A 24,614-nucleotide genomic window follows, 5' to 3' on the forward strand; every position below is an offset into this window, starting at 1 on the left:
ATCATCCTGCCTCGTGCGGTAGGTCAGCGCACGCGTTGGTAGCGCAGCAGCAGGGCCGATTCCGAGTGCAGCACCGAGGTGAGCGCCATCTCGCGCGGGATCGCGGGGGTCGGCCCGTGGGCGATCCGGCCCGCGTCGCCGCCCACCAGCGCGGGCGCGACGGTGACGCACAGCTCGTCCACGAGGTCGGCGGCGATCAGCGCGCCGAACAGCGTCGGCCCGCCCTCGCAGTCGACCCGGCGCAGTCCGCGCTCGTCGAGCGCCCGCAGCACCGCGACCAGGTCCACCTCGTGCTCGCCCACGACGACCACGTCCGCGCCCGCCCCGGCGAGCGCGGCACGGCGTTCGGCGGGGGCCGACGAGGTGGTCAGCACGATCAGCGGGACGGACGTGTCGGTGAGCAGGGGGGAGGTCGGCGGCACGGACGCGCGGGCGGTCACCACGGCGATCGGCGGCACGGGCGCCAGTCCCAGCCGCGCCCGGCGTTCGGCGCGCACCTCGCCCGCCCTGATGCCGCGGTAGCCCTCGACCTCGGCCGTGCCCGCGCCGACCAGCACCACGTCGGCGAGGTCGCGGCCGAGCGCGAACACCTTCTTGTCCGCGGCGTTGCCCAGCGCGCCGGACTTGCCGTCGACGGACACCGCGCCGTCCGCGCTGGACACGAAGTTCACCCGCACCCACGGGCGGTCCAGGCCCGCCGGGTAGTCGTAGGTCCGTTCCAGCTCGGAGTCGGTGATCTCCCCACCCTGTGGTGGCCACAACATCTGCACACGGCCATCCCAGCACGCCGATACCCTGCACCCCATGTCCGCCCCGCGCCTGGCCGATCGAGATCCCCGGATCGAAGCGGACGAACTGGTGAACTCCCTGGTCCCGCCGCCGCGGTTCGACGGCGTGCGGTTCGACACCTACGTGCCCGACCCGGACGAGCCCAGCCAGTCCGCGGCCGTCGTCGCGTGCTCGGCGTTCGCCAAACGGGTCGGCAAGGGGTCGGACGGCGGCTGGCTCGGGTCGCTGTTCGGGAAGTCAGCGCCCGAGGGCAAGCGGGGGCTCTACCTCGACGGCGGGTTCGGCGTCGGCAAGACCCACCTGCTCGCCTCGATCTGGCACGCCGTGCCGGGTCCGAAGGCGTACGGCACGTTCGTCGAGCTGACCAACCTGGTCGGCGCGCTCGGGTTCGGCGAGGCCGTGCGGCGGCTGTCGGACCACCGGCTGCTCGCGATCGACGAGTTCGAGCTGGACGACCCCGGCGACACGACCCTGGTCGGCCGGATCATCAAGGAGCTGACCGAGGCCGGGGTGTTCGTCGCGGCCACCTCCAACACGCTGCCCGACAAGCTCGGCGAGGGCCGGTTCGCGGCCCAGGACTTCCTGCGCGAGATCCAGGCGATGGCGGCCCGCTTCGAGGTCGTGCGGGTCGACGGCCCCGACTACCGGCACCGCGGCCTGCCCGACGCGCCCGCGCCGATGACCGACGACGAGCTGACCGCCAGCGCCGAGGCCACCCCCGGCTCGACGCTCGACGACTTCGACGAGCTGTGCGCGCGGCTGGCGAAGCTGCACCCGTCCCGCTACGGCAGGCTGGTCGACGGGGTCGCCGCGGTGCACCTGCGCGGCGTGCGCCCGGCGGCCGACCAGTCCGTCGCGCTGCGCCTGGTCGCGCTGGGCGACCGGCTCTACGACCGCGACGTCCCGGTGGCCGTGTCGGGAGTGCCGCTGTCGGAGCTGTTCACGGAGGAGATGCTCCGCGGCGGGTACCGGAAGAAGTACCTGCGCGCCGTTTCCAGGTTGGTTGCGCTTTCCCGTCGATAGTCGGGATTAGGTGTGGCGGATCGGGGTATTCCCACCCTGCCTGGAGCATGTGGAGGAGCCCCCGATGCTGAGTGAATCCGAGCGCCGTTCGCTGGACGAGATCGAGCACCAGTTCCGCCTCGACGACCCCCACCTCGACAACCGCCTGGCGGTGGGCAAGTCCCACCCCAAACCCACCACCGTCCTCGCCGTGCTCTTCGGCTCGCTCGGCGTCCTGCTCCTGTGCATGGGGGTGATCGGCGCGGCGCTCCTCAGCTTCGGCATGGTGTCGGTCTCGCTGCTCATGCGCGGGACCACCTGGCGCTAGGCCGCGCTAGGGCACCAGCGTCACCTTCGCGGTCACCGTGTTCCGGCAGACGATCGTGTCCACATTCTCCCAGCGGGTCACCACGCCCGCCCTGGGCGGCCACGGGTCGGCGACCCGCAGCGCGGCGAAGCTCGCGCCGATCAGCAGCAGCGAACTGGTGCGCGTGTAGCCCGTGACCACGCGGCAGTGACCGGGGACGAAGCTGATCACCGGCCGGTTCGCGCGGATCTCGGAGCGGTGCTCGGCGAACGTCGGGGAGGTGGACATCGACGCGGTCAGCGACTTGCCCGTGAGGTTCTCCAACGCCCTGACCACGTCGAAGTCGCGGCTCGCGGGCAGCCCGGTGGGGTTCTCCTCGGTGCCCAGCCCCAGTTCGTCGGCCAGCCGCTCCTGGTCGTACCGGTAGCGGTAGAAGTCCAGGACCATCTGCGCGCTCGCCGCGGCGCTCCACCGGCTGGTTTCCTGGCCGAGCAGCCCGAGGCAGCTCGACTGGTCGGCGAACCGGTGCGAGTACTGCAGTTCCAGCGCCTCGACCCGCGGCCTGAGCACCTGCTCCACGATCTTGCGGTCGAACCGCCGCACCACCGGCTCGTCCACGTGCAGCGCGTCCGCCAGGTGCGTCAGCGCCTCCATCCGCTGCCGGTACCGCTCGTCGTGCGCGCGCCGCGCCTCGGGGGACAGCTCGTCGAGCAACGACCACCGCTCGAACTCGCCGGGCGGCTCGGTGAGGTCGGCGCGCACCGGCGGCACCGGCTCCCAGGTGTGCAGCTCCAGCAGCGCCACCTCGACCCCGCCGAGCAGGTACCGGACGGCCAGCTTCGGGAAGCTGTAGGCCACGAACAGCAGCTCGTCGTGCTCGACGCCCCTGCTCCGGGCCTCGTCCAGCAGCGCCTCCGGGTCCCAGGCCGCCTCCGGCGCGACCGCGACCAGCGGCGCCCCCATCATCGGGTGCGCGGCGATGTCGACGTACCCGCGACCACCGCACGTGCCGATCCGCCACAGCAGCAGTTCGCCGTTGACGTCGTGCACCGGGGTGGGCGCGCGGTCCAGGCGCGGCCCGTCCGGCAGATCGGGCAGAGCACCGAGCGTCGCCAGCACGCCCAGCTGCGCCGCTACCAGCCGAGCCGACTCGATGCGGGTCATCGAGCTCCTTCCACCGTGGTGCGCCCCTCCTGTCGGAGTCGCGACCGCGCGGCCTGATACCAAATGATTTGGTCGCGCGGCACCTGTCGGACGACGATGGCCCACTGTGGGGTTCCTCGATGCGAACGGTCTCGCCTTCCGCCTTCCGGATGGACGCGAGCTGTTTCGCGATGTGTCGTTCAAGGTCGGTACGAATTCCGTGGTCGCGCTGGTGGGTGCCAACGGGGTCGGCAAGACCACGTTGCTGCGGATCCTCTCGGGTGAGCTGACCCCGACGGCCGGCAGCGTTCGCGTGCAGGGCGGCCTGGGGGTGATGCCGCAGTTCGTCGGTTCGGTCCGCGACGACAGCACCGTCCGCGACCTGCTGCTCGCCGTCGCCCCACCTGGCCTGCGCAAAGCCGCGCTCGACCTGGACGCCGCCGAGCTGGCGCTGATGGAGGTCGACGACGAGCCGACCCAGATGGCGTACGCGAACGCCATCACGACCTGGGGCGAGCAGGGCGGCTACGACGTCGAGGTCCTCTGGGACACCGTCACGGTCGCCGCCCTCGGCGTGCCGTACGACCGCGCCCGCTTCCGCGACGTGCGCACGCTCTCCGGCGGCGAGCAGAAGCGGCTGGTGCTCGAGGCGTTGCTTCGGGGTCACGAACAGGTGCTGCTGCTCGACGAGCCGGACAACTACCTCGACGTGCCCGGCAAGCGGTGGCTGGAGCAGCGCCTGTCCGAGACGGACAAGGCCGTGCTGCTGGTCAGCCACGACCGGGAGCTGCTGTCGATCGCGGCGACCCACGTCGTCACCGTCGAGGCGCACAGCGCGTGGACGCACAGCGGCTCGTTCGGCACCTGGCACGACGCCCGCACCGCCCGCATCGAACGCCTGAAGGAACTGCACCGCCGTTGGAACGAGGAGCACGAGCGCCTCAAGGAACTGGTCCGCACCCTGCAGATCCAGGCCACGATCTCCGAGGTCATGGCCGCCAAGTACCGCGTCATGTCGGCGAAGCTCAAGAAGTACGAGGACGCGGGCCCGCCGCCGGAGCTGCCCACCGACGAGAAGGTCACGCCCCGCCTGCGCGGTGGCCGCACGGCCGTCCGCGCGGTGACGTGCGAGAAGCTCGAGTTGACCGGTCTGATGAAGCCGTTCGACACGGAGATCTTCTTCGGCGACCGGGTCGCGGTGCTCGGCTCCAACGGTTCCGGCAAGAGCCACTTCCTGCGGCTGCTCGGCGGCGGTGAGGTCGCGCACACCGGCGTGTGCAAGACGGGCTCGCGCGTTCTGCCTGGCCTGTTCGCCCAGACCCACCAGCACCCGGAGTGGATCGGCCGCACCCTGGTCGACATCCTGTGGCACGGCGAGGGCTCCCGCACCGGCAAGGACCGCGGCGCCGCCATGGCCATCCTGACCCGCTACGGCCTCGGTCCCAGCGGCGACCAGAAGTTCGAGTCGCTGTCCGGCGGCCAGCAGGCCCGCTTCCAGGTGCTGCTGCTGGAACTGTCCGGCTCGACGTTGCTCCTGCTCGACGAGCCCACCGACAACCTGGACCTCAACTCGGCCGAGGCCCTCCAACGCGCGTTGGAGGAGTTCACCGGAACCGTCGTCGCCGTCACCCACGACCGCTGGTTCGCCCGCTCCTTCGACCGCTTCCTGCTCTTCCGCTCCGACGGCGTCGTCTCCGAGGTCGACGAACCCGTCTGGGACGAGGCCCGCGTACAACGCACCCGCTAACCCCCGCGAGTCGAACCTCCAGACACCCCGTGTCGAACACTCAGGCACCTCGAGTTCCACGGTCGGAGGTGTCTGGAGGTTCGACACGGGGTGTCTGGGCGTTCGACTCGCGGGTTAGCCGGTGCGGCGCCAGGTGCGTGAGCGGGTGGCGCGCCAGGTGCTGGGGCGGATGGGCACCTCGACGGTCGGCTCCTCCATCTCGCCCAGGTGCTCGACGGAGTGTTCGTGCACCAGGCGGAACTCGGCGTCGGCGCGGGTCCACGACGTCAGCGAGCCGTTGGCCACGACGGTGCTGCGCGCCACCGCCAGCAGGTCCTTCTCCGGCACGCCTTCCAGCAGGTACCGCAGCAGGTAGGCCGTCACCTCGTGCGCGAACAGCAACACGCGCTCGCCCGGATGATCCCTCTCCAGGTCCGACAACAGCGACCGCAGCCGCAACGCCACGTCCGCCCAGGACTCCCCACCGGGCGGCCGGTGGTAGAACTTCCCCAACCTCCGCATCCGGGCCAGTTCACCGGGGTACTGCTTCGCCACGCCGTGCACGGTCAGCAGGTCCAGGACGCCGAGCTCCCGGTCCCGCAGCCGCTCGTCCACCACCTGCACCGGCTGGTAGTCGATCTCCCGCGTCGCCAGCCAGGCCGTCGCCAACGTCCGCTGGTAGGGCGAGCACACGATCACGTCCGGCCGCTGGTCGGCGGGCAACGACGTCAACCACCGCCCGACGGCCCGCCCGTGCTCCTCACCCCGCGGCGACAGCGGCACGTCCGCGTCCCGCTCGGCTATCTCGATGACGTCCAGCCCCTCGGCCTCGGCCCGTTCCCTGGCGATGTTGCCCGTGCTTTCGCCGTGCCTGATCAAGCCGATCCACCCGAGATCCGTCACGTGGCGAGACTTGCCCGATGGGCGTGGGCTAAAACCCCTTCATGAACAACTACGTCGACGCCTACTGCGAGCGGCTGGCTCCGGGGCTGTGGGGCGAGCCGCTCAACGCGCTCAGCAACCTCGCGTTCCTGCTGGCCGCGGCGGTGCTCTGGTTCCGGTACCGGCCGGAGCAGCGGAGTACGCGGGCGCTGATCGTGCTGCTCGCGCTGATCGGGTTGGCGAGCCTGGCGTTCCACACCGCGGCGACCGAGCTGACCCGCGTGTTCGACGTGCTGTTCATCGCCGTGTTCGTGTTCTTCTACGTCGTGTGCTTCGGGCACTGGTTCTGGGGGCTGCCGTGGCACCGGGCGTGGTGGTTCGCGCCGGGGCTCGCGGTGCTCGGCGTGCTGCTGATCCCGGTCTCGCTGACGATCCCCGGCGGTTCCGGGTCGTACCTGGCCGCCGGGGTGGCGCTGGTCGGGCTCGCGGTGGCGCTGCGGTTCTTCGGGCCGACCGGGACGCGGCACCACTGGCGCGCGTTCGGGATCGCGGGCGCGGTGTTCGCGGTGTCGCTGGCGCTGCGCTCGGTCGACCTCGCCGCGTGCGCCGACCGGCCGTCGGGCACGCACTAACCTGTGGCACCTGCTCAACGCCGTCGTGCTCTACCTGGTCGCGCGCGAGGCGCTGGTGCGGGTCAGTCCTCCTCGATGAGCGCGGGCATCCGGCCCGCCTTCACCTCGGCCACCAGCCCGCCGTGGTCGGACTCGGTCTGGTCGGCGTAGTCGATCGCGTACTTCGCGAACGCCTCGTCGAGGTCCCCGCCGTCCTCGCAGTAGCCCGCGAGCAGCCGGGGGTCGACCGAGCGGGTGTGCGCGCGGGCCAGCAGCGCGCCCGCGAACCGGCCGTAGTCGTCCAGGTCGTCGCGCTTGAGCGCGGTGGCGTCGATCTCGCCCTTGCGGTTGCGGAACTGGCGGACGATGAACGGCCTGCCCTCGATGGTCGTCCAGCCGAGCAGGATGTCCGTCTCGGCCTGCACGAGCCGCGCGCCGTGCACGATCCGCTTGCCCTCGTGCCTGGCCATGGGCGCGCCCAGGAACGGGGCCAGCGCCGACGGGCGGGCCTCCTTGGCCTGGAGGACGAGCGCCTCGTCGCCGTTGCCGTGCAGCAGGACCAGGTAGTTGCGCAGCCCGACGCTGCCGGTGCCGACCACCCGGAACGCCACGTCGGACACGCCGTAGCGGGTGATCAGGTTGCGGCGGGACTCGCGCAGCGTGTCCACGTACGCGGGCAGCGCGCCGACCACGGCGTCGGCGGTCTCCTCGGGGATCCTGGTGAGCACCGGCGGGTCGGCGACGAACCGCCAGTGCTCGCCCTCCTTGCGGGTCCACTTCGCGGCGATCCGCGCGCTGGTGTTCTTGCGCGCCTTGGACGCCGCCTTGCTGAACTCCTCGGTCAGGTCGTCGGCCTTGGCCTTGCTCAGCACCGACTCGTCGCCCAGCGCGCTCCACGACTCCAGGAACGGCACCTCGGCCAGGTGCCGCAGCGCGCCCCGGTACGCGCGGACGGCGTCCTCGGCGGCGTCGCGGCAGCCCTTCTCCGACACCCCGCCCTCGCGGCCCGCGAGCACGAGGCTGGTCGCCAACCGCTTGAGGTCCCACTCCCACGGGCCGGGCAGCGTCTCGTCGAAGTCGTTGACGTCCATGACGATCCGACCCTCGGGCGTGCCGTAGAGGCCGAAGTTCGCCGCGTGCGCGTCACCGCACAGCTGCGCGTCCACGCCGCTGCGCGGGCTCACCGCGAGGTCGCCCGCCATCAGGCCCGCGCTGCCGCGGAAGAACGAGAACGGCGAGGCGATCATCCGGCCGATCCGCAACGGGACCAGCTCGTCGAGCCTGCCCCGATTGCTCGCGCGCACGTAGTCCGGGATGGACGGCCGGTCCACGGCCAGCAGCGCCTTGCGGTGCGCCTGGTGGCCGACGGCGTCGCGCAGCGCGCGGCCCTGCGCGAGCACCTCCTCCGGCTCGGTCCACCGACCCAGCGCCGCCGCCGCCCGCGCGCGTACCCGTTCACCCATGAACGGCATCATGCATGTCGTTCGGGCACCTCACGAGGTGTTTCACGCATCGTGGGGTGCCCGAACGCCGATCGTGACTATCGCGCTACGACCGCCGCGATGGCCTCCACGCCCCGGTCGAGCTCCTCGCGGGTGATCACCAGCGGGGGAGCGACGCGCAGCGTCGAGTCGTGCGTCTCCTTGCACAGCACGCCGTGCGCCGCGAGCGCCTCCGAGGCCGCCCGGCCCTTCGGTCCGCCCGGCGCGATCTCGACGCCCGCCCACAGCCCGCGGCCGCGCACCTCGGACACGCCGTGGCCGATCAGTTCACCCAGTCGGGCGTGCAGGTGGCCGCCCAGCTCGCGGGAGCGCTCCTGGAACTCGCCGGTCGCCAGCAGCTTCACCACGGCCCGGCCGACGGCGCAGGCCAGCGGGTTGCCGCCGAACGTGGACCCGTGCTCGCCGGGCTTGAGCACCCCCAGCACCGCCCGGCTGCCCACCACGGCCGACACCGGCATGATCCCGCCGCCCAGCGCCTTGCCCAGCGTGTACAGGTCGGCGCGCACACCCGCGTCGTCCAGCGCGAGCAGCTCGCCGGTGCGGCCGAGGCCGGACTGGATCTCGTCGGCGATCATCAGCACGTTGTTCTCGTCGCAGATCCGCCGCACGGCCGCCAGGTAGCCCTCGGGCGGCACCACGACGCCGGCCTCGCCCTGGATGGGCTCGATCAGCACGGCCGCGGTCCGCTCGGTGATCGCGTCGCGCAGCGCCCGCTCGTCGCCGTAGGCCACGACCTTGAAGCCGGGCGTGAACGGCCCGAAGTCGGCGCGCGCGGTCTCGTCGGTCGAGAACGACACGATCGTGGTGGTGCGGCCGTGGAAGTTCGCGCCCGCGACGATGATCTCCGCGGTGCCCGCCGGGACGCCCTTGACCCGGTAGGCCCACTTGCGGGCGACCTTGACGGCCGACTCGACGGCCTCGGCGCCGGAGTTCATCGCCAGCACCATCTCGGTGCCGGTCAGCTCGGCCAGCTCGCGGCAGAACAGGCCGAACTGGTCGTGGTGGAACGCGCGGCTGGTCAGCGTGACGCGGCCGAGCTGCTCGACCGCGGCGGCGATCAGCGCGGGGTGGCGGTGGCCGAAGTTGAGGGACGAGTAGCCGGACAGGAAGTCCAGGTACCGGCGACCGTCCACGTCCGTCACCCACGCCCCCTCGCCGTGGGAGATCACGACCGGCAGCGGGTGGTAGTTGTGCGTGCTCCAGGCCTCGTCGAGCGCGATGAAGTCGGCCGCGTGGGCCGGGGGCACGGTGGTGAGAACGGCGATGGCGGTCATAGGACAAGGCTAAGGGGCGAATGCCAGCGATTTCATCCGTGAGGTGTTGCGTGGATATCAGGTTCGTTGCGCAGAACGGATGATCGACGGAGATCCGTTGCGCACCGAGCGGAGTGATCACGTCCTGGCTACCCTGCGACGATGGCGAAGAAGTCGGCGCACGTCCACTCGATTCGCGACGTGCTCAGGGTCAACCCCGATGCCGTGGACCTCGCGGGGATCGATCCCGCGGGCGCTCCGGTCGGGCCGAAGGACAAGGCCGGGGCGGCCGAGGACCTGGCGGCGATGGCGGGCGAGCTGGACCAGCTCCAGGAGAACCTCTACGCCGAGGGGCTCGGCGGCGGGAAGCGGCGCGTGCTGGTCGTGCTCCAGGGCATGGACACCTCGGGCAAGGGCGGCACGATCCGGCACGTCGCGGGCCTGGTCAACCCGCAGGGCCTGCGCATCGTGTCGTTCAAGAAGCCCACCCGCTCGGAGCTGACGCACGACTTCCTGTGGCGGATCCGCCGCCAGCTGCCCACGCCGGGGGAGATCGGCTTCTTCGACCGCTCGCACTACGAGGACGTGCTGGTCCCGAGGGTCGACAAGCTGGTGCCGCCGTCGGTGTGGCGGGCCCGCTACCAGCAGATCAACGACTTCGAGGCCGAGCTGGCCGAGTCCGGCGTGACGATCCTGAAGTGCTTCCTGCACATCTCGCCGGAACGGCAGAAGGAACGGCTCGTCGCCCGGCTGGAGACGCCGGAGAAGCGCTGGAAGTACAACCCGCAGGACCTCGTCGTCCGGGCGAAGTGGTCGCAGTACCAGCTGGCGTACGCCGACGTGCTGGCGCAGTGCTCGCCACCGACCGCGCCCTGGTACGCCGTGCCGTCGGACCGCAAGTGGTACCGCAACTGGGCGGTCGCCCGGCTGCTGCTCCACACCCTGCGCGACCTCGCGCCGACGTATCCTGTGCCGGACTACGACCCCGCCGCGGAGCTGGCCGAACTCACCGGGTCGGATCCGTTGCGGTAGGCGCAATCTTCGTTGCAGCCCTTGTCGGCACGCAGTGGTCCAGGCCACTGTGGTCCAGCCGCCAGGGATGAAGCGGAGGTGCGCAGTGATGATCGACAGGCGAAGGTTCTTCGGAGCCATGGGTGTTGGGGCAGGGATGCTGGTGACCGGTCAGGCCGCTTCGGCGCAACCACGCGCGGAGACCACCGCGTACTTGGGGACGTACACGACGTGGTCGGGCGGGGGGACCGGCATCGGTCTCGCGGCCTACGACCAGACCACCGGTCAGCTCCGGCAGACCGGCGTGTTCCCCGGCGTGGCCAACCCGTCGTTCGTCATCGAGGCGGGGCGCACGCTCTACGCGGTGAACGAGCAGACCAACGGGGCGGTGACCTCGATCGCCATCGGCGCGGGCGGGGGGCTGCGCGTGATCAACAGCCAGAGCACCGGCGGCGCGGACCCGTGCCACCTGGCCCTGGACCCCAGCGGCCGCTACCTGCTCAGCGCCAACTACTCGTCCGGCAGCGTCGCGGTGCACCCGGTGCGCGCCGACGGCGGCCTGGGCGTCCGCGTCGACCTCGCGCAGCACCAGGGTTCGGGGCCGGACAAGGAGCGCCAGGAGGGCCCGCACGCCCACCAGGTCCTGCCGGACCCGGTCGGCAAGCACCTGCTCGCCGTCGACCTGGGCACCGACTCCGTCTACAGCTACCGGCTGGACACCACCACGGGGAAGCTGACCGTGGTGAGCACCGCCAAGGTGAAGCCCGGAGCAGGCCCCCGCCACCTGGCGTTCCACCCGTCCGGCTCGTTCGCCTACCTGGCCAACGAGCTGGACTCCACGATCGTCGCCGCGGCCTACGACGCGGAACGCGGCCTGCTGACCCCCGCGCAGACCCTGCGCACCACCCCGATCGGCACCCCCGCGACCCCGCGCAACTACCCGGCCGAGGTCGTCGTCTCCGCGGACGGGCGCTTCGTCTACCTGTCCAACCGCGGCCACGACAGCGTGGCGCTGTTCGCGGTCGAGCAGGGCGGCGCGCGGCTGCGGTTCGTCGAGACCGTGCCCACCGGCGGCAAGTACCCCCGGCACATCGCGTTCGACCCGACCGGGCGATTCCTGTTTGCGGCGAACCAGAACTCCAACACCGCCACCACGTTCAGGGTCGACCTGGCCACCGGCCGCCTGCGCCCCACCGGCACCCCGCTGTCGACCCCCATCCCGGTCTGCGTGGTACCCACCCGGCTGGGTTAACGGCCTACCGCCGGACCGTCCACAGTGGTACCGCTTGCACATGGGTATCGCCGCAGCTCTGGTGTTCAGCTTGGTCATGGTCCCCGCGCCCGTCGCGCCGGAGTACGCCGCACTCGGCGACTCCTACGCCGCGGGCGTGGGGACCGGCAGTTCCAGCGGCGGCTGCGGCCGCACCGCCTTCGCCTACCCCAACCTGTGGAAGGACGCCCACGGCCCCGCGTCCTTCCAGTTCCCCGCCTGCTCCGGCGCCACCGTCGGCGAGGTGCTGGAGCGCCAGCTCCCCGCCCTCACCCCCGAGACGGGTCTGGTCACCCTCACCGTCGGCGGCGACGACATCGGCTTCTCCGACGTCATGTCCACCTGCGCCCTCAAGTCGGACCGCGACTGCAAGCAGGCCGTCGACCAGGCGGGCGTGATCACCAGGGACGAGCTGCCCGGCAGGCTCTCGCAGCTGTTCGCCGCCGTGGAGCGGGCCTCGCCCGGCGCCAGGACCGTGCTCCTGGGCTACCCGCGCCTGTTCGAGCCGGGTTCGTGCCCCGACGGCCTGAGCGAGGCCAAGCGCACCGCCGTCAACGCGGGCGCGGACCTGCTGGCCGACGTCACCAGGTCCGCCGCGGACAGGGCGGGCGTCACCTACGTCGACATGCGCCAACCCTTCGCGGGCCACGGCCTCTGCTCCGCCGAGTCCTGGCTGGGCGGCGTGGCCGATCCCGTCGAGGACTCCTACCACCCGACCAAGCAGGGGCAGGTGGCGTACCTGAGGGCGCTGGAGTCCGCGGTCGGCTGAAGCGGGAACCGGTTCGCGCGGGAGCCCTCCGCCGGACCATGATGACCCCCGTGGAACCCTCCAACGGCCTGCGGACGGTCGCGGCCACCCGGTACGTCACGCCCTTCCGCGAAGGCGGCTCGCTGCCCGGTCTCGTCGAAGCCGACGACCTGGGCATGTACGTCCTGAAGTTCCGGGGCGCGGGCCAGGGCGTCAAGGCGCTGATCGCGGAGATCGTCGTCGGCGAACTGGCCCGCCGCCTCGACTTCCGCGTCCCGGAGATCGTCCTGGTCGACCTCGACCCCGAGCTGGCCCGTTCCGAGCCGGACGAGGAGATCCAGGACCTCCTGCGCAAGAGCGGCGGCGTCAACCTCGGCTTGGACTACCTGCCCGGCTCGTTCGACTACAACCCCGTGGTCCGCGAACCCGACGCCGCGACGGCCACCCGGCTGCTCTGGCTGGACGGCCTCGCGCTGAACGTCGACCGCAGCTGGCGCAACCCGAACACCCTGCTGTGGCACCGGCAGCTCTGGCTGATCGACCACGGCGCGGCCCTCTACTTCCACCACGGCTGGCGCGCGGATCGCTTCCCCGCCAAGGAATACCGGTTCGACGCCGCCGACCACCTGATGCTCCCCTTCGCGGGCCCGCTCGCCGACGTGGACGCCGAACTGGCCGCGAAGGTGACGCCGGAGCTGCTGCGGGAGGTCCTGGCGCTGGTGCCGGACGAGTGGCTCGCGCAGGACCTGGTGTTCGAGGGCGCGCAGGCCGTCCGGGACGCCTACCTCGCGTACTTCGCCGCCCGGCTGGCCGGGCCGCGGGCCTGGGTCGAGGCGCTGGAGGTGGCCCGTGCCGCACGTGTTTGAGTACGCGGTCCTGCGGGCGGTGCCGCGGCCCGAGCGCGGCGAGTTCGCGAACGTCGGCGTCCTGCTGTACTGCCCGGAGCTGGAATTCCTGCGCGCCAGGACCTTTGTGGACGCCCACCGCGTGCGGGCGCTGGACCCGGGGTTCGACGTCGAGCTGCTGGAGTCGGCGCTGGCGCACCTGGGCACGTCCTGCGACGGCGCGCGGGAGGCCGGGCCCGTTTCGGGGACGACCAGGGGGCAGCGGTTCCGCTGGCTGACCGCGCCGCGCAGCACGGTGGTCCAGACGTCGCCGACGCACACCGGGTTCACCGACGACCCCGACGCCGAGTTGAACCGGTTGCTCGCGGCACTCGTGCTGCCCCTGGGTGACTAGTGCGGACGACGGAACTCCCGGCGAGGGGCGCCGGCCACCGCACTAGGGTGGCAACCTCTCCGCTTGCGCCGCGTCTCTAGGTGCAAGAAGACAACAATCCAGATCGGGGTTGGCGACATGAGCGCTGGATACCAGCAGGGGTACCAGCAACCGCCTGCACGCAGGCCGGTGCCGCAGCGGCGCAAGGTCAAGAAGGGCCGTGTGTTCCTGGCCGTCGTGTTCGTGCTGTTGCTGGCCATGGTCGGTTTGTGGTTCTACGTCGACTCGTCGCTGAAGCGCTCGGACGCGCTGCCGGACTACGAGGGCCGACCGGTGGACACCCCCGGCACGAACTGGCTGCTGGTGGGGTCGGACGCGCGCGACGACCTGACGCAGGAGCAGAAGGACGCGCTGTCGACCGGTGACGCGGGCGGCAAGCGCACGGACACCATCATGCTGCTGCACCTCCCGGAGGGCTCGGGGAAGGCGACGCTGGTGAGCCTGCCGCGCGACTCCTATGTGGACATCGCGGGCAACGACAAGAACAAGATCAACGCGGCGTTCTCGCTCGGCGGCGCGCCGCTGCTGGCGCAGACGGTCGAGACCGCGACCGGCCTGCACCTCGACCACTACATGGAGATCGGCTTCGGCGGGTTCGCGGGCATCGTGGACGCCGTCGGCGGTGTCGACATGTGCATCGACGAGCCGATGCAGGACCCGTTGGCGGGCCTCGACCTCCAGGCGGGCTGCCAGGAGCTGGACGGCACCCAGGCGCTCGGCTACGTGCGCACCAGGGCGTTCGCCACGGCGGACCTCCAGCGCGTGCAGAACCAGCGCAAGTTCCTCGCGGCGCTGTCGGACCGGGCGACGAGCGTGGGCACGCTGATCAACCCGTTCCGGGCGTTCCCGCTGCTGTTCGCGAGCACGGACGCCATCTCGGTCGACGACAGCGACCACCTGCAGAACCTGGCCGGGCTCGCGTTCGGCATGGGCGGCGGCGTCGACACCGCGACGGTCCCGATCGGCAGCACGCCGACGCTGGACGGGGTCGGCTCGGTCGTGCAGTGGGACCGGGAGAACGCCCTGCGCCTGTTCGGCGCGTTGGAGAAGGACGAGCCGGTCCCCGCGGACCTGCTCCAGCCGCCCAGCTAGGTCCTGGGGTTCAGCTGGCGAGGGGGTCGTCGAGCTTCTGCTCGGCGGCCTTCTCCGCGTTCACGGCGTCCTCGGCCTGCTTCGCCTTGCTGGCCGCCATGATGCCGTCGAGTTCCCGCATGACGTCGTCGTAGATCGGCGTTAATGACATTCAGTTACCCCCAAGTACGTGGTCGTCCCCCGAACGGATCAATGAAGAGTACTCACGCACCAGGGGTGATTGCACCAGGTATTGGATAAGCCGTGGATCACATCGGCGACTGTCGTCAGCGCACATGAAGCAATACACCGTTATGTGCTGGTCGCACATGTGCCGATCCCCGCGTTCCTCGCTAGCGTCGAGTCATGAACAGTGGTCTCGGTCACACCGGTGACGACCTCGCGGGCCGCACCGCGCTCATCACGGGCGCCGGGGGAGGCATCGGCCGCGCCTGCGCCCTCGCCTTCGCGGCGGCCGGCGCGAAGATCCACCTCGTCGACCGGGACGCCGCCGCCGTGCACGCCGTCGCGGAGGAGGTCGGGGGCACGCCGCACGTCGTCGACCTCGCGGCCACCGATCCGGCGCGCGACCTCCCGCACGACGTCGACGTCCTCGTCAACAACGCCGGGCTCCAGCACGTCGCGCCGATCCACGAGTTCCCGCCGGACCGCTTCGAGTTGATGCAGCGGGTCATGGTCACCGCGCCGTTCCTGCTGATGCGGCACTGCCTGCCGCACATGCGCGGCCGGGGCTGGGGGCGGATCGTCAACCTCACCAGCGTGCACGGGTTGCGCGCCAGCGCGTTCAAATCCGCCTACACCGCCGCGAAGCACGGCCTCGAGGGGCTGAGCAAGGTCGCCGCGCTGGAGGGCGCCGAGCACGGCGTGACCAGCAACTGCGTCAGCCCCGGCTACGTCCGCACGCCGCTGGTGCAGGGGCAGGTCGCCGACCAGGCCCGCGCGCACGGCATCCCGGAGGACCGGGTGCTCGCCGAGGTGATGCTCCAGCGCACCGCGATCAAGGAGCTGATCGACCCCGCGGACATCGCGGCGACCGTGCTGTGGCTCTGCGGCCCCAACTCCGGGCACGTCACGGGCACCACCTTCACGATCGACGGCGGCTGGACCGCCCAGTAGGCACCCGCACGTCCCCCAGTAGACGCCCCACCCCGAAGAAGTGGTGATCCCATGGTCGAAACCCCTGCCCCACCGAGGAAGTCCATCGTCAAGGTCGTCGCCGCGAGCCTGATCGGAACCACTATCGAGTGGTACGACTTCTTCCTCTACGGCTCCGCGGCCGCGCTGGTGTTCAACAAGCTGTTCTTCCCCAGCGTGGACGCGTTGACCGGCACCCTGCTGGCGTTCACGACCTACGCCATCGGCTTCCTGGCCAGGCCGTTGGGCGGCCTGGTGTTCGGCCACTTCGGCGACAGGATCGGCCGCAAGAAGCTGCTCGTGCTGGCGTTGCTGCTGATGGGCGGCGCCACGTTCGCGATGGGCCTGCTGCCCACCTACGCCACGATCGGCGTCGGCGCGCCGATCCTGCTCACCGTGCTGCGGCTGGTGCAGGGGTTCGCGCTCGGCGGCGAGTGGGGCGGCGCGGTGCTGATCGTCTCCGAGCACGGGGACGCGAAACGGCGCGGCTACTGGGCTTCCTGGCCGCAGGCGGGTGTGCCGCTGGGCAACCTGCTGGCCACCGCGGTGCTCGCGGTGCTGGCCGCCGTGCAGACCGACGAGGCGTTCCTGTCCTGGGGCTGGCGGGTGCCGTTCCTGCTGTCCGGCCTGCTGGTCGGCATCGGGCTGTGGATCCGGCTGACCGTCAGCGAGTCGCCGATCTTCCTGGAGGCGCAGCGCAAGGCGGAACTGGCCAAGTCGCCGGTCGTGGAGAAGGCGCCGATCGTGACGCTGATGCGGGAGCACTGGCGCGAGGTGCTGATCGCGATGGGCGCCCGCATGGGCGAGAACGTCTCGTACTACGTGATCACCGCGTTCATCCTGGTCTACATCACCGGACCGCTGGGGCTGTCGAAGTCCTACGGGCTCAACGCGGTGCTGATCGGCTCGATGATCCACTTCGTCTCGATCCCGTTGTGGGGCGCGCTGTCCGACCGGGTCGGCCGCCGCGCGGTGTACCTGTTCGGCGCGGTCGGCGTCGGCGTGTGGATCTTCGTGTTCTTCACGCTGCTCGACACGAAGTCGTTCGGCGCGATCCTGCTCGCCACGTCCGTCGGGCTCGTGCTGCACGGCGCGATGTACGGACCGCAGGCCGCGTTCTTCTCGGAGCTGTTCGGCACCAGGGTCCGCTACTCGGGCGCCTCGATCGGCTACCAGCTCGCGTCCATCGTGGCAGGCGCGCTGGCCCCGCTGATCGCGACCGCGCTGCTCAAGGCGTACGGCAGCACGGTCCCGGTCGCCCTGTACGTCGGGTTCGCCTGCCTGCTCAGCGTCATCGCGGTGCTGGTGGCGAAGGAGACCAGGGGCGTGTCGCTCGAGAAGGACGCCACCGACCCCGCGCAAGTGCCAGCATGATCACATGACCGATCCGGTGGAGCACCTGCTCGAACTGCTCGCGCAGGACGCGGGGAGCGAACGGCTCGCGCAGGTGCTCCCCGCGGCCCGTGCCGCGGGGGCCGGTGGCGCGGACCTCGACCGGGTCGAGCGGGCCACCGAGCTGGCGCTGCGGATCCGCCGGACGCTGACCGAGCACCGGCGCCGCGAGGCCGAGCTGGAGGCGCTGTTCGACACCGCCAGCGACCTCGCGGGCGCCCGCGACCCGGACGCCGTGCTGAAGTCCATCGTGCGGCGCGCGAGGCTGCTGCTCGGCACGGACGTGGCCTACCTGAGCATGAACGAGCCCGCGGCGCACGGGACGTCCATGCGGGTCACCGACGGCTCGGTGTCCGCGCTGTTCCAGGAGGTGCGCCTGGGCATGGGGGAGGGGCTCGGCGGGCTCGTCGCGCAGACGGCCCGGCCGTACGCCACCGCCGACTACTTCGCCGACCTGCGGTTCGACCACACCACGCCGATCGACACCGCCGTGAAGGACGAGGGGCTGGTCGCGATCCTCGGCGTGCCCCTGACGCTGGGCAGCCGGGTGATCGGCGTGCTGTACGCGGCCAACCGCACCACCCGGCGGTTCCCGCCCGACGAGGTCGCGCTGCTGTCCTCGCTGGCCGACCACGCCGCCATCGCCCTGGACACCGCGCACCTGCTGGAGGAGACCCGTGTCGCGCTGCGCGAGCGCAACGAGGCGAACGAGGTCATCCACGCGCACAGCGAGGCCATGCGCCGGGCCGAGGAGGCGCACGACCGGCTCGCGGACCTCGTGCTGCGCGGCGCCGACGTGCCCGAGGTGGCCGCCGCCGTGGCGAAGGTGCTCGGCGGCGCGATCGCCGTGCACGACAGCGACCTCGGCGAGCTGGCCAGGATCGGCGCCACCACGGGGACTCCGGCGCGTTCGGCCGTCAGCTCCTCCCGCACGACCGGCCGGGCCGTCGCCCAGGACGACACCTGGGTGTGCGCGGTGGTGGCCGGGCGGGAGCTGCTCGGCAGCATCACGCTGACGGGACGACCGGACCTGGCCGACGCGGACCGGCGGCTGTTCGAACGCGCCAGCGTCGTGACGGCGCTGCTGCTGCTGTTGCGGCGCAGCGTGGCCGAGGCCGAGAACAAGGTGCGCGGCGAACTGATCACCGACCTGCTCACCGCCCCCGACCGCGATCCCGCCGCCCTCACCGCCCGCGCCCGCCGGATCGGCGTCGAACTGGGCGTCCCGCACGTCGTCCTGGTCGCCGACGGCGCCTCCGCACCTCGCGAACGCCTGCTCGCCGCCGCCGCGCACCTGGCGTCCGCCGGCCGCGGGTTGGCAGGCGCGCACGGCGAACACGTCGTGTTGTTGTTGCCGGGCAAGGAGATCGCGTCAGCCGCCACCGACACCGCCCGCGTCCTCGGCAAGGCCGTCGGCGCCCCGGTGACCGTCGGCGCGGGTGGCCCGGCCACCGGCCCGGACCGGGTCGTCGAGGCCCACGCCGAGGCCGCGCGCTGCCTGTCCGCGTTGCTGGTGCTGGGCAGGCGCGGCCAGGGCGGGACACCCGCGGACCTCGGGTTCGTCGGTGTGCTGCTGGGGGAGCGCGCCGACGTGGCTGGGTACGTGCGCACGACGTTGGGGCCGCTGCTGGACTACGACGCGAGCCGGGGGACGGAGCTGGTGAGGACGTTGTCGGCGTACTTCGCATGCGGGGCGAACCTGAGCCGGGCCAAGGACGAGCTGCACGTGCACGTGAACACGGTGGTGCAGCGGCTGGACCGGGTGGGGACGCTGCTGGGGGAGGACTGGGTGGGGCCGGAGCGGGTGCTGGAGGTGCAGTTGGCGTTGAGGCTGCTGCGGCTGGTGGGCTAGCGCAGGGCGCAGTCGTTCGGGGAGACCACCGCGGGCCTGCCGATCGTGGCCGACGCGGGTGGCCGGGCGCCGTCCAACCAGCGCTCCAGCGCGGCGAAAGCCGTGTGGTGGCACGGGGTCAGCGGGCGGACGCGGTCGGGGAAGGCGTCGTACAGGGAGTCGACGTGCGTGCCGCCCTCGACGCGGTAGTACCGGAACAGCGACGCCCTTCCCTTCTCCCGCACCATGTCCGCGTACACGTCGGAGTCCAGGGTGATCGGCAGCAGCCCGTCCAGGGTGCCGTGCAGGGTGATCAGCGGTTTGCCGATCCGGCCGGTCAGCGCGATCCTCCGCACGGCCCGGTGGGCTGCGGGCCTGGTCGCGTAGTCGTAGTCGGCCTCGGCGCCCTCGTAGTCGGGATCCAGTTCCTCGCGGTAGATCCGCTGCGTCAGGTCCCAGTAGTACTGCCGGTAGAACGGCCACAGGAACTCCGACTCGGCCGGGAACACCGGTTCACCGCGCAGCGCGGGCGGCAGGAACGTGAGCAGGTTCGGGCCCTCCTCCCGCCACAGCACGCCTTCCCAGTCGACACCGCCGTCGTACAGCTCGGGGTGGTTCTCCAGCTGCCACCGCACCAGGTAGCCGCCGTTGGACAGCCCGGTCGCGATCGTCCGGCTCGGCGGACGGCAGTAGTGCTGCCGCGCCAACGCCTTCGCCGCGCGGGTCAGCTGCGTCACCCGCTCGTTCCACTCCACGATCGCGTCGCCGTCGGCGTGGAACTCCACACCGGTGTTGCCCTTGTCGGTCGCGGCGAACGCGTAACCGCGCTGGAGCACCCAGTCGCCGATGGCGCGGTCGTTGGCGTACTGCTCCCGCACACCGGGCGACCCGGTGACCACGAGGCCGCCGTTCCACCGCGTGGGCAGCCGGATCACGAACTGGGAGTCGTGGTTCCAGCCGTGGTTGGTGTTGGTCGTGGAGTCGTCGGGGAAGTACCCGTCGACCTGCGTGCCGGGCACGGGGCCGGGCGCGGCCAGTCCGGCGGGCGTCAGCCCGGCCCAGTCGGCAGGGTCGGTGAGACCACCGGCGGTGGTCAGGTCGGTGGTGCGCGACGACTCCTGGTGGTCGGCGCCGGGGACGCGCAGTCCGCCGCAGCCCCCGGCCGAGGGGGCCGGGGCGGGGGCCGTGCCGAGGACGGCCAGGGCGGTGAGCAGGGGGACGACGATGTTCACGCCGGTGACGCTAGGGCCAGGACCGTTGCGGGGTAATGGTTGTAGTCGCCACATCCCGCGCGGCGGATGTGGTGGGGCGGTCCATCGCGGGGTGCGGGCGGCGTTCCTACCGTGGGGTGTGGACAAGGAGGTCCGCATGCGAATCGTCGTACTGGTCCTGCTCCTGTTGACGACCCTCACACCGTCCGCCCAGGCCGCGGGCATCACCGAGGTCACCGGCTTCGGCACGAATCCCGGCAACCTCAGGATGTTCCGCTACGTTCCCGACGGCCTGCCCGCCGGTCGCCCCGTCGTGGTGGCCCTGCACGGCTGCACCCAGGACGCCGCCGGCTACGGCACGGCGTCCGGCTGGGTCGCGCTGGCCGACCGCTACCGGTTCTCGGTGCTGCTCCCGCAGCAGCAGAACCTCAACAACCTCAACAAGTGCTTCAACTGGTTCCAGACCGCCGACACCACCCGAGGCCAGGGCGAGGCGGCCTCGATCGCCCAGATGATCACCAAGACGGCCGCGGGCCCGGCCTACGTCACCGGTCTCTCGGCGGGCGGCGCCATGACGTCGGTCATGCTCGCCGACTACCCGGAGGTCTTCCGCGGCGGCGGCATCGTCGCCGGCCTGCCGCACGGCTGCGCCACCAGCGTCATCGACGCCTACTCCTGCATGAACCCCGGCAAGAACCTCACCCCGCAGCAGTGGGGCGACAAGGTCCGCGCCGCCAGCCCGCACACCGGCCCCCGCCCACCCGTGACCATCTGGCACGGCACCGCCGACTACACCGTCGCCACCGCCAACCAACGCGAACTCGTCGACCAGTGGACCAACGCCCTCGGCACCGACACCACGGCGGACACCACCGACACCGTCGCAGGCCACCCGCACTCGGTGTACCGCGACGCCTCCGGCGCGCCGGTGGTCGAGACCTACACCATCACCGGCATGGGCCACGGCCAACCCGTCGACCCCGGCACCGGCGCCCAGCAGTGCGGCACCGCCACCGCGTACGTGCTCGACGTGAATGTGTGCGCGGCCTGGCACTTGGCACAACGCTGGGGGTTGGGCGCTTAGAGGGCATCTGATCTTGGTTTAGGTGATCTGTCCGGATTTTGCAGAGCACCGTAAAGTTGATCAACTGTGAGCTCTCGGCGTGCGTATCGCAGTGACCTGTCCGATGCCCGGTGGGCGTTGATCGAGCCGACGTTGACGGCGTGGCGCGCGGCCCGGCGCGGACCGGGAACAGTGGCACGGGTGCACGACTTGCGGGAGATCGTCAACGCCATCCTGTACGTGTGCCGGACCGGGATCGCGTGGGAGTACCTGCCGCACGATTTCCCGCCTTACAAGACGGTTTACGACTACTACGCCAAGTGGGAGACCGACGGCACCGCGGAGACCGTGCACGACCTCCTACGAGACCGGGTTCGTGTCGCGAGTGGACGGTCGACCACTCCCACCGCGGCGATCCTTGACTCGCAGAGCATGAAAACCTCCTGCAATGTCAGGGAATCCGATCAGGGTATCGACGCGAACAAGAAGATCAAGGGACGCAAGCGGCACATCGCCACCGACGTACTCGGCCTGCTGCTCACCGTGGTCGTCACCGCCGCGTCGGTCCAGGACTCGACCGCCGGCAAGGAGATCCTGGATCGACTTGCCGCCGTACATCCGAGTGTGTCCATGGCCTGGGTGGACGGCGGCTACAACGACTCCGTCCGCCGCCACGGTGTCCGCCGTGGTGTTCGCGTCGAGGTCGTCAAACGTTTTGCCGCCACAGGGTTTCACGTGCTTCCTCGCCGCTGGGTGGTCGAGCGGACCTTTGGCTGGTTGATGCAGCACCGTCGCCTGGTGCGCGATTACGAGACCTTGCCGCAGCGCTCTCGCGTGATGGTCCTCTGGGCGATGACTAACAAAATGAGCCTCTATTTGACTGGTGAATCCACCCAAACCTGGCGAAACGATCCAGGCAAACCGGACACAACTGTTCAAAAGTAGATCAGATGCCCTCTTACAACTCCTAACAAAGTCCGATCATGGAATAGCTTGATCACCTGACTTGTTGATCAGGATGTAAGGAAGGGCCAGCAGCCACCTTGGATCGTGTCCGACGAGTTGTGGGCACGTGTCGAGCCGCTGCTGCCGGTAGTCCAGCACGACCCTCGTCACCCTGGTCGTCCTCGCCTGGATGACCGCAAAGCGTTATGCGGCATCCTGTTCGTGCTGTACACGGCCATCCCCTGGGAGTTCCTGCCCCAGGAGTTGGGCTTCGGCTCGGGCATGACCTGCTGGCGGCGCTTGCGGGATTGGAACGAGGCCGGGGTGTGGCAGCGCCTGCACGAATCGCTGCTGGCCGAGTTGAACGGTGCCGGCGCGCTGGACTGGTCGAGGGCGGTGATCGACGGCTCGCACCTGCGGGCCATGAAGGGCGGCCCAAAACCGGACCGAGCCCGGTCGACCGTGCCCGACCGGGCTCGAAGCACCATCTGATCACCGAAGCGCACGGCATCCCGCTGGCGGTGTCGCTGACCGGCGGCAACCGCAACGACGTCACCCAGCTGATGCCTTTGATCCAGGCCGTCCCCGCGGTGCGGGGGCGTCGCGGTCGTCCGCGCCGACGGCCCGACGCGCTCTACGCCGATCGCGGCTACGACCACGACAAGTACCGCAAGCAGGTGCGGGAGGTCGGGATCACGCCGTTCATTGCCAGGCGCGGCGAGGAGCACGGCTCGGGGCTGGGCGTGTACCGCTGGGTTGTGGAGCAGACGTTCGCGCTATTGCACTGGTTCCGGCGTCTGCGCATCCGGCGGGAGATCCGTGACGACATCCACGAGGCCTTCCTGCGCTTGGCGTGCAGCATCATCTGCTTCCGCCGCCTGGTCAACCTCGCACTTTGTTAGGAGTTCTTAGCCGCGCCGCCCAGCGCTCGCGGAGTTCGAGGTGGCCGGGCCTCATCTCGGCTTGGAGGTCCGGCCATCTCGCACCGTCCAACCTGGACCCCGGGTGCAGACCGCTCGGGTTCAGCAGGGCGACCTCGTCAGGCCCGTCCGGTTGCCAGCCGAACTCGGCTGCGCTGCCGAGCATTCCGTGCGAGATCTGCCCGCGGAACTTGGCGCGGCGCATCTTCTTCCGACCGGGAAGTCTCGTTCCAGGTGGGGCGACCGGGACGAAGTCGCCCGCACACACGAGATCGGGCCCTCCGAATACGATCTGCACCATGCTGCTTCCTATGTCGACCATAGCGAGGCGGATGAAGTCACCGCCGGGATGGATGTGGACCTCGACGACCAGTCCCACTACGACATCGGTGGACATTGCGGTAGCGCGGATCATTCAAGCCTCCCGGAGGTCCACAGTGCATTGAATGCAGCTTTGGCGCGATCGCGGTGTTCACGGCTCATCATCATGTCGTTATTCAAGTCCTCGTTCGGACGGATAGTGTAGCCGAGTTCTCCCTGGACACCGATGTAGTCCTGCATCTGCGCGAGGAGAGCCGGGTCCTCGGCGGCCAGCTTGTCCATGTTCAACCGGTAGATCGCGATTCCCGAGTAGACCGGTTGAGCCGTGCGGCGGAACGAGCAGTTGCGGCTGACGAGATCCCGACCCACTCGCTCCGTGAGGAGGATTCGGAACTGCTCGATGACGTGCTCCGCGCCGACGGGCACGAGGAACCGGTAATCGCATCCGGCCAACAGGTTCGTCGCGACGACGTCCATGAACCTGCCTGCCGCGGCACTGCCATCCGGCAGGAGGACCATGTCGTAGTCGAGGTTCAGGGTGAGGATGTCGACGGACAGGCAGAAGCGCTCTATCCGCGCTGCCTCGTCGTCCTGGATGAGGCCCTCGCGTCCTGCTGTCGGGGAGTTCGCCAACTCGCGGGCGACCTCGTCCACGCGATCGGCGAGCACCCTGCCCATCCGGCCGACAAGGGCCGAGTGGCGGCGGGTGTTGGCCGCGACCTGTTGCCAGGTGCTCTCGATGTAGCCGGTCGAGACGCCCTGGCCCACCTCGGGCACGCCCACCTCGCCGAAGACGAGGTAGTCGAGGCTCACGCCGAAGAAGTCGGCCAGTGCCACGAGCTTCTGGAAGCTCGGCCGCGTCTGGTCCCGCGCGTACTGGGAGAGGGCCGCCGGGCTGATGTCGAGGGCGGTGAGGATATCCCGTCTATTTCCGCTGTAGCCCCCGCGCTCGATCAGCGAGCTGAGTGTTCGGCCCAGCTTCACTTCGCGTTCTTTCACTTCATCCACCTGAGCTCTGAATTGGAATCGACCCGCAGGAGCCACGCACGTGGTCAAGTAAGGCTGTACAACCGTTAAGTCTGACTTACTTGGCCTGCTTGACCGACCACACAAAGAGGGCATAATTCAGGTTGCACGGCCAGAAATCAAGTCCGCAAAAACTGTGGATAGCTTGATCAGAATT

Annotated in this window: 25 protein-coding genes; 16 read left to right on the forward strand and 9 right to left on the reverse strand. The window is 70.5% G+C overall.

All coding sequences use genetic code 11. The features are described 5' to 3' along the window. Positions 1–23: 23 nt before the first annotated feature. The gene (locus tag RM788_RS37370; protein WP_315924044.1) at positions 24–764 is read right to left on the reverse strand and encodes a pyrimidine reductase family protein; all 741 of its coding nucleotides are present in this window, start codon (positions 762–764) and stop codon (positions 24–26) included. A gap of 40 nt (positions 765–804) precedes the next feature. Here RM788_RS37370 and zapE point away from each other — a divergent pair, with 40 nt between their 5' ends. After that, positions 805–1,812 carry a cell division protein ZapE gene (zapE, locus tag RM788_RS37375; protein WP_315924046.1) on the forward strand — a complete coding sequence of 336 codons (1,008 nt, stop codon included), beginning with the start codon at positions 805–807 and terminating at the stop codon, positions 1,810–1,812. 64 nt (positions 1,813–1,876) lie between these two features. Then, complete coding sequence (locus tag RM788_RS37380; protein ID WP_315924048.1) at positions 1,877–2,119, forward strand: DUF3040 domain-containing protein; 243 nt, start codon at positions 1,877–1,879, stop codon at positions 2,117–2,119. 6 nt (positions 2,120–2,125) lie between these two features. On the opposite strand, the gene RM788_RS37385 is transcribed toward RM788_RS37380, so the two are convergent. After that, on the reverse strand, positions 2,126–3,262 hold the full coding sequence (locus RM788_RS37385) for a C39 family peptidase (RefSeq protein ID WP_315924050.1): 1,137 nt from the start codon (positions 3,260–3,262) through the stop codon (positions 2,126–2,128). A 106-nt stretch (positions 3,263–3,368) separates the two neighbouring features. Between RM788_RS37385 and RM788_RS37390 the strand changes: the two genes are divergently transcribed. Further along, entirely contained in the window at positions 3,369–4,988 is a 1,620-nt protein-coding gene (locus RM788_RS37390; RefSeq protein ID WP_315924052.1) for an ABC-F family ATP-binding cassette domain-containing protein, read from the forward strand. 114 nt (positions 4,989–5,102) lie between these two features. Here the strand turns inward: RM788_RS37390 and RM788_RS37395 are convergent, their stop codons facing one another. Next, on the reverse strand, positions 5,103–5,870 hold the full coding sequence (locus RM788_RS37395; protein ID WP_315924054.1) for a histidine phosphatase family protein: 768 nt from the start codon (positions 5,868–5,870) through the stop codon (positions 5,103–5,105). A gap of 41 nt (positions 5,871–5,911) precedes the next feature. On the opposite strand from RM788_RS37395, the gene RM788_RS37400 reads away from it, so the two are divergent. After that, on the forward strand, positions 5,912–6,481 hold the full coding sequence (locus RM788_RS37400) for a hypothetical protein (RefSeq protein WP_315924057.1): 570 nt from the start codon (positions 5,912–5,914) through the stop codon (positions 6,479–6,481). 62 nt (positions 6,482–6,543) lie between these two features. On the opposite strand, the gene RM788_RS37405 is transcribed toward RM788_RS37400, so the two are convergent. Beyond that, positions 6,544–7,923: a DUF2252 domain-containing protein gene (locus RM788_RS37405; protein ID WP_315924059.1), complete on the reverse strand. Its 1,380-nt coding sequence runs from the start codon at positions 7,921–7,923 to the stop codon at positions 6,544–6,546. 77 nt (positions 7,924–8,000) lie between these two features. Continuing rightward, on the reverse strand, positions 8,001–9,236 hold the full coding sequence (rocD, locus tag RM788_RS37410; protein ID WP_315924061.1) for an ornithine--oxo-acid transaminase: 1,236 nt from the start codon (positions 9,234–9,236) through the stop codon (positions 8,001–8,003). A gap of 141 nt (positions 9,237–9,377) precedes the next feature. Here rocD and RM788_RS37415 point away from each other — a divergent pair, with 141 nt between their 5' ends. From RM788_RS37415 to RM788_RS37440, 6 genes are all read left to right on the forward strand, one after another. Beyond that, positions 9,378–10,247: a PPK2 family polyphosphate kinase gene (locus RM788_RS37415; RefSeq protein WP_315924063.1), complete on the forward strand. Its 870-nt coding sequence runs from the start codon at positions 9,378–9,380 to the stop codon at positions 10,245–10,247. Between the two features lie 118 nt (positions 10,248–10,365). Further along, entirely contained in the window at positions 10,366–11,478 is a 1,113-nt protein-coding gene (locus tag RM788_RS37420; protein WP_315924065.1) for a lactonase family protein, read from the forward strand. Positions 11,479–11,518: 40 nt separating this feature from the next. Then, positions 11,519–12,265 (forward strand): SGNH/GDSL hydrolase family protein, encoded by a 747-nt coding sequence (locus RM788_RS37425; RefSeq protein WP_315924067.1) that lies wholly within the window; start codon positions 11,519–11,521, stop codon positions 12,263–12,265. A gap of 41 nt (positions 12,266–12,306) precedes the next feature. Further along, entirely contained in the window at positions 12,307–13,110 is an 804-nt protein-coding gene (locus RM788_RS37430; RefSeq protein ID WP_399345211.1) for a HipA family kinase, read from the forward strand. Beyond that, entirely contained in the window at positions 13,094–13,483 is a 390-nt protein-coding gene (locus RM788_RS37435) for a DUF3037 domain-containing protein (protein ID WP_315924071.1), read from the forward strand. Before RM788_RS37430 ends, RM788_RS37435 begins: the two co-directional genes overlap by 17 nt. Positions 13,484–13,600: 117 nt before the next feature. Further along, positions 13,601–14,614 carry an LCP family protein gene (locus tag RM788_RS37440; protein ID WP_315924073.1) on the forward strand — a complete coding sequence of 338 codons (1,014 nt, stop codon included), beginning with the start codon at positions 13,601–13,603 and terminating at the stop codon, positions 14,612–14,614. A 10-nt stretch (positions 14,615–14,624) separates the two neighbouring features. Here the strand turns inward: RM788_RS37440 and RM788_RS37445 are convergent, their stop codons facing one another. Continuing rightward, complete coding sequence (locus tag RM788_RS37445) at positions 14,625–14,765, reverse strand: hypothetical protein (RefSeq protein ID WP_315924075.1); 141 nt, start codon at positions 14,763–14,765, stop codon at positions 14,625–14,627. A 194-nt stretch (positions 14,766–14,959) separates the two neighbouring features. Between RM788_RS37445 and RM788_RS37450 the strand changes: the two genes are divergently transcribed. The 3 genes from RM788_RS37450 to RM788_RS37460 are packed head-to-tail and all read left to right on the forward strand — an operon-like array spanning position 14,960 to position 18,992. After that, positions 14,960–15,730, forward strand: a complete 771-nt coding sequence (locus RM788_RS37450) for a 3-hydroxybutyrate dehydrogenase (RefSeq protein ID WP_315924077.1) — start codon at positions 14,960–14,962, stop codon at positions 15,728–15,730. 51 nt (positions 15,731–15,781) lie between these two features. Beyond that, positions 15,782–17,122, forward strand: coding sequence for an MFS transporter (locus RM788_RS37455; RefSeq protein ID WP_315924079.1), 1,341 nt, complete (start codon positions 15,782–15,784; stop codon positions 17,120–17,122). A 4-nt stretch (positions 17,123–17,126) separates the two neighbouring features. After that, a complete protein-coding gene (locus RM788_RS37460) occupies positions 17,127–18,992 on the forward strand; it encodes a helix-turn-helix domain-containing protein (protein ID WP_315924081.1) in 1,866 nt (621 codons plus the stop codon). Here RM788_RS37460 and RM788_RS37465 read toward each other — a convergent pair. Next, the gene (locus tag RM788_RS37465; RefSeq protein ID WP_399345213.1) at positions 18,989–20,185 is read right to left on the reverse strand and encodes an alpha/beta hydrolase family protein; all 1,197 of its coding nucleotides are present in this window, start codon (positions 20,183–20,185) and stop codon (positions 18,989–18,991) included. The genes RM788_RS37460 and RM788_RS37465 overlap by 4 nt on opposite strands. Positions 20,186–20,339: 154 nt before the next feature. Between RM788_RS37465 and RM788_RS37470 the strand changes: the two genes are divergently transcribed. The 3 genes from RM788_RS37470 to RM788_RS37480 all read left to right on the forward strand — a co-directional run bounded on the left by RM788_RS37470 (position 20,340) and on the right by RM788_RS37480 (position 23,092). Further along, positions 20,340–21,266 (forward strand): extracellular catalytic domain type 1 short-chain-length polyhydroxyalkanoate depolymerase, encoded by a 927-nt coding sequence (locus tag RM788_RS37470; protein ID WP_315924085.1) that lies wholly within the window; start codon positions 20,340–20,342, stop codon positions 21,264–21,266. A 66-nt stretch (positions 21,267–21,332) separates the two neighbouring features. Beyond that, the gene (locus RM788_RS37475) at positions 21,333–22,190 is read left to right on the forward strand and encodes an IS5 family transposase (RefSeq protein ID WP_315924087.1); all 858 of its coding nucleotides are present in this window, start codon (positions 21,333–21,335) and stop codon (positions 22,188–22,190) included. 102 nt (positions 22,191–22,292) lie between these two features. Further along, positions 22,293–23,092, forward strand: a protein-coding gene (locus tag RM788_RS37480) for an IS5 family transposase (protein WP_315934856.1) whose coding sequence is annotated in 2 segments (ribosomal slippage) — positions 22,293–22,626 and positions 22,626–23,092 — 801 coding nt in all. Because the reading frame shifts where the segments join, the coding sequence is not laid out codon by codon here. Here the strand turns inward: RM788_RS37480 and RM788_RS37485 are convergent. Both RM788_RS37485 and RM788_RS37490 read right to left on the reverse strand, forming a co-directional pair. Then, on the reverse strand, positions 23,073–23,507 hold the full coding sequence (locus RM788_RS37485) for a hypothetical protein (RefSeq protein WP_315924089.1): 435 nt from the start codon (positions 23,505–23,507) through the stop codon (positions 23,073–23,075). The genes RM788_RS37480 and RM788_RS37485 overlap by 20 nt on opposite strands. Before the next feature lie 14 nt (positions 23,508–23,521). Further along, the gene (locus RM788_RS37490) at positions 23,522–24,430 is read right to left on the reverse strand and encodes a helix-turn-helix domain-containing protein (RefSeq protein WP_315924091.1); all 909 of its coding nucleotides are present in this window, start codon (positions 24,428–24,430) and stop codon (positions 23,522–23,524) included. Between the last annotated feature and the right edge of the window lie 184 nt (positions 24,431–24,614).

It is taken from the genome of Umezawaea sp. Da 62-37 (assembly GCF_032460545.1).
In the GTDB taxonomy this organism is placed as follows: domain Bacteria; phylum Actinomycetota; class Actinomycetes; order Mycobacteriales; family Pseudonocardiaceae; genus Umezawaea.